The 4,219-nt window shown below is 44.5% G+C and carries 5 protein-coding genes; all 5 read right to left on the bottom strand.

Annotated elements, in window-relative coordinates; all coding sequences use genetic code 11:
- Positions 1 to 267: glutamate--tRNA ligase family protein (locus tag PHF79_03980; GenBank protein ID MDD5318940.1), on the bottom strand; the 267-nt coding region annotated here is incomplete at its 3' end.
- 19 nt (positions 268 to 286) lie between these two features.
- Positions 287 to 1,411: a UDP-N-acetylglucosamine--N-acetylmuramyl-(pentapeptide) pyrophosphoryl-undecaprenol N-acetylglucosamine transferase gene (locus PHF79_03975; protein ID MDD5318939.1), complete on the bottom strand. Its 1,125-nt coding sequence runs from the start codon at positions 1,409 to 1,411 to the stop codon at positions 287 to 289.
- A 5-nt stretch (positions 1,412 to 1,416) separates the two neighbouring features.
- Positions 1,417 to 2,535, bottom strand: coding sequence for a putative peptidoglycan glycosyltransferase FtsW (locus tag PHF79_03970; GenBank protein ID MDD5318938.1), 1,119 nt, complete (start codon positions 2,533 to 2,535; stop codon positions 1,417 to 1,419).
- A 16-nt stretch (positions 2,536 to 2,551) separates the two neighbouring features.
- Entirely contained in the window at positions 2,552 to 3,631 is a 1,080-nt protein-coding gene (locus PHF79_03965; GenBank protein ID MDD5318937.1) for a hypothetical protein, read from the bottom strand.
- 24 nt (positions 3,632 to 3,655) lie between these two features.
- Positions 3,656 to 4,219, bottom strand: a 564-nt coding sequence (locus PHF79_03960; GenBank protein MDD5318936.1) for a hypothetical protein, incomplete at its 5' end; no start/stop codon positions are given.

Here is a 4,219-nt window from a genome sequence, read left to right as displayed (position 1 = left end):
CTGCTTTAATTTTTTCTGGTAAATATCAGTGCGCTTTGATTGCACAAAAACTTCCCCGTCCGCTTCAAGGCCAAGCCACTTCATACTGTCATATATGTATTGCTCATGTTCGGGTTTTGAACGTTCTTTGTCAGTATCCTCAATACGTAGCCGCATCATCCCCCCTTGCTGCTTGGCAAAAATATAATTGAAAAGGAGGGTCCGGACTGAGCCGACGTGGAGAAGTCCTGTCGGGCTTGGTGGAAAACGTGTGATGATTTTAGACATAGTTTTTGTTGGCAAATTTTTATTCGTGCTGCAAAGCAATATTTAGTATTTCTTCCGCTATTGTGCGCGCGGCTTTTGGGCTAGAAAAGGCTTTAGCCGCCGCGCGCATTTTAGCCGTCAATTTATTGTCCTCCAAAATCCTGTCGATCTCGGAAACAATAATCTCAGGGCTGAGGTTGGCCTCCTCTATCACCACTGCCGCACCAGTCCGGGCGTAGTTGTAGGCATTTTTTCTTTGATGATTGCCGTTGCTATCGGTAATAGGAATAATGATGCTAGGGATTCCCCATTCAGCGATTTCAAAAAGACTAGATCCTCCTCGAGAAATAACCAGGTTGGCTACACCGGCCGACATTCTCATAGCCAAGGAGTTGAGGTAGTCAAATGGCTTGTAGCGATTCTTGTGAGGGTTGTTTTCAAGGACTACCTCTGCTGTGTGTTTGGTATCGTTGATATTTTTTTTACCCGTCTGGTGGATGATTTGATATTTGCTGACCAAGCGAGGCAAGGCATCAAGCAAGGCGTCATTTATAATCACCGCCCCTTGCGATCCGCCCATCACCAAAAGAACAGGCACGCCTTCCTCTAGATTTAGGTATTCATAGGCTCCGCTACTGACAGGATTCGTAATTTCCTTCCTGACGGGATTGCCCGTCACGGCTATTTTGTCTGCAGGAAAATATTCAGCGGCCTCTTTGTATGACAAAGCTATCCGAGTGGCAAACTTTCCCGCCCAAGCACTGACCCTGCCAGGGACACTATCGGATTCGTGCATCACAATGGGAATGCCAAGCAGTCGGCCCGCCACTAGGGGTGGAACACTGACGAATCCACCTTTACTGAAAATAACATCTGGGAATATAAAAAATATTTTTAAGATAGCGCTGATGACACCAAAACCAGTTTTAAATAAGTCAAAAAAATTTTGAACTGAAAAATAACGACGGAGTTTGCCGGCGCTTACAGGTACAAAATTTATTTCGTGATCGAAGAGCTCCTTGGCATTGTAGGGATTTGGAGCCATGTAATACAGCTTTGGAGCAATCAGTTTTTGTTCCTTAGTAATTTCCTGGATTTGTTCGGCAATGGCAATGATTGGATAAAAATGTCCACCAGTACCTCCCCCTGTAAAAAGTATTTTCATTTATTTTAGGATTTTTTGAGTGATTGATAGCGTGAAATATTTAGGACAATTCCCACTGAAGCTAAAGCAAACAACATGGCCGTCCCTCCATGGCTGATAAAGAGGAGCGGAGTCCCCGAAAGCGGCATTATAGCCAGCATCGCGGCCATATTCACTAGAGACTGCGATATGATCAGTATAACAATTCCGACGGTCACTAGTCTACCAAATATGTCTGGTACGCGAATGGCTATTTTTAGACCACGAAAGGCAAAAAAGAGATAGAGCAAGACTACAACCACGGAACCAACAAAACCAAATTCTTCGGCTGCCACCGCAAAAATTGAGTCACTGTTTGATTCAGGTAAAAAATTGAATTTCTGAATACTTTGACCATATCCCCTACCCGTCAGCTGACCTGAACCAATCGCAATCAACGACTGTTGGACTTGGTAGCCGCTGTTGAGAGGATCATTTGCCGGGTGTATAAATGTCTCAATGCGCTTCATCACGTATGGTCTAGAGAAGGCCAAAGCTGCAATCAAGATAACCGAAGCTAGGCCTAAAAGGAAAATATCCCGCCAACGGCCACCTGCGGCAATGAACATTCCCAAGCCAGCCAAAAAGACCACAAAAAAGGTATCGGTGTCAGGTTGAGCCAAGATTAAAGCAGCCGAAATAATCATTAGTATGATGAAAGGCAGAGTCCCTTTTTTAAAAGTGCTAATTTTACTTTTAAACATCGTCAGCCAAACAGCCAGATAAAGAACGAAGCCAATCTTGTAAAACTCGACTGGCTGGATGCTGTATGTTCCGAGGTGAATCCAACGACGGGCCCCAAGGGTGGATATGCCTACCCCTGGAACAAAAACCAGTAGCATCGTAAACGAAGAAAATAAAAAAATCCAAAAGGCATTTTTTTTCCAAAATGAGTATGGGATCAGCGCGCAAAGAAAACAAGCCAATCCGCCAAGGCCGATACCGAAGGCTAGTTGATTGAAGGTGGCTGATTTATAAGCGGCTGTGCCTTTAGCCAAGAGGCCAAGAGAGGCCGAGCTGAAAATAATAAAGCCAACAACCACCAAAACAACAAGAGAAATGAGGAGAGGTCGATCTACTTTTTTTTGCTTAGTTAAAAATCCCATTTTTTATAGTCAGGCTTTACCCTATAAGTGCCAGCACCGTACCCATCAGGCAGCACACCACTGAAATAATCCAAAAACGCATGGTCACCTTATACGAGGGCCAGCCTAGGGCTTCAAAGTGGTGATGAATAGGTGCGATCCGAAAAACTTTCCTACCAAAATATTTTTTGGAGAACATCTGAATACTGGAGGAAAGCGAGGTCACAAAAAGCGGAAAGGCAATCAGAGGCAAAAGCAGGACCTCACGAGTCAAAAAAGCGATGATAGAAAGAGTGACAGTCAGCCCAAGCATGCCAGTCTCCCCCATGTAAAAACGTGCCGGAGGAATATTGAACCACAAAAAGGCCAGAATGCCTCCAGCGATAACGGCGCAGAAAGCCGCAAGGTCGATCTGATTTTGGGAAAAAGCGATGATCATATAGCTCACAAAAGAAGGGATCAAGACGCCCCCAGCCAATCCGTCAATCCCATCTATCACAGAGCCTGAAAAGACACCAAGCATGACCAGCATAAAAAATGGAATAAAAAGTAAACCAAGATAAATATCTCCGTCGAATGGAATATGCACTGAAAGCACCCCGAGCTTGAAATAAAACCACCAAGCACCGATGGCTCCTATTAAAAGGACGACGAGGATACGATATTTTCTCGAAATGCCGTCACCCCACTTGGCACTGTTGCCGTAGATCTGGAGCATATCATCAAGCAAGCCTATAATCGAAGCAAAAATGAGAGCAAGAAGCGGTAGCAGAGTCTGATTTTTACTCAAGAAATCCATCTTGTCAGTCAGAGAAAAAGTAGAGGCAGCACTTGTGGGGTTGTGAAAAACAATGGCTAGGAGTGAGAAAATAATACTGGTGGCCAGCACAGAGAGCCAAATAATAACCCCGCCGACGCGAGGAGTGCGCAGCTCACCATTTTCGTTGTGGATTTTTTGAAAAGCTACTGACATAGCGTCGCAGTTTTCTTTACTTCGCGAGCTATGTTTCCACATTTTTTTGGCATAAAAATATGAAGTGAGAGAAGGAGTAATAGCTATCCCGATAAAGAATGAGAGGACGGCGGGCACAAAAATCTTGATTGTGTCGAGAATCATGGCCATAGTATAGCAGAAAATGGTTTATTCAGAAAATTTGGCGCTGAGATAACGATTGGCGGCTTTGACTAGAGCGAGGGCATCAGAAAAACGTCCATCCTGGGTAGATCCAATGATAGCCACGATAATAGGATCTCCCACCCGGCTAGTCAGTCTGTGAATATTTGAATGGCTGCCAATAATATTGCTTTGAAAGGCAAAGACTAGATTGCCTCCAGCCAGGTCGGTGAAGCCCGTCTTTGAACCAATAAGATTTGTGATCTGGTTGACCACAGCATTTGTATTGGCGACGGTGTGCCTCTGGCCAGAAGATGAAGAAATAGTGAGATGATCATAGCGGGTCGGATAAAGAAGATATGAAAAGTTACTCAAAAAATACCTAAAAAGATAGGCTACGTCGTGAGCCGAACCAAGATCTCCAGCCTCGGTCTCTGTTTCATTGTCCAGTCCGGTTTCGTTCTTAAAAAGAAAGCTATTGAGGCCTAGGCCATGAGCAAAATCATTCATTTTTTGAACAAAAGTGATGTTGTCAAGATCTTGACTAAGAGCCGCCGCCGCATCGTTTGAAGAAGCTACCAGCATGAGACG

The organism is Candidatus Paceibacterota bacterium (genome assembly GCA_028714275.1).
Classification (GTDB): Bacteria; Patescibacteriota; Minisyncoccia; order Phycocordibacterales; family CAINVO01; genus CAINVO01.
The sequence above is the reverse complement of the archived record's forward strand: the minus strand, read 5'-3'. Positions and strand labels throughout refer to the sequence as shown.

Bases quoted from the DNA above. Each gene is read 5' to 3' on its own strand.
- PHF79_03975 (MDD5318939.1), bottom strand. From the start codon at position 1,411: ATGAAAATACTTTTTACAGGGGGAGGTACTGGTGGACATTTTTATCCA.
- PHF79_03970 (MDD5318938.1), bottom strand. From the start codon at position 2,535: ATGGGATTTTTAACTAAGCAAAAAAAAGTAGATCGACCTCTCCTCATT.
- PHF79_03965 (MDD5318937.1), bottom strand. From the start codon at position 3,631: ATGATTCTCGACACAATCAAGATTTTTGTGCCCGCCGTCCTCTCATTC.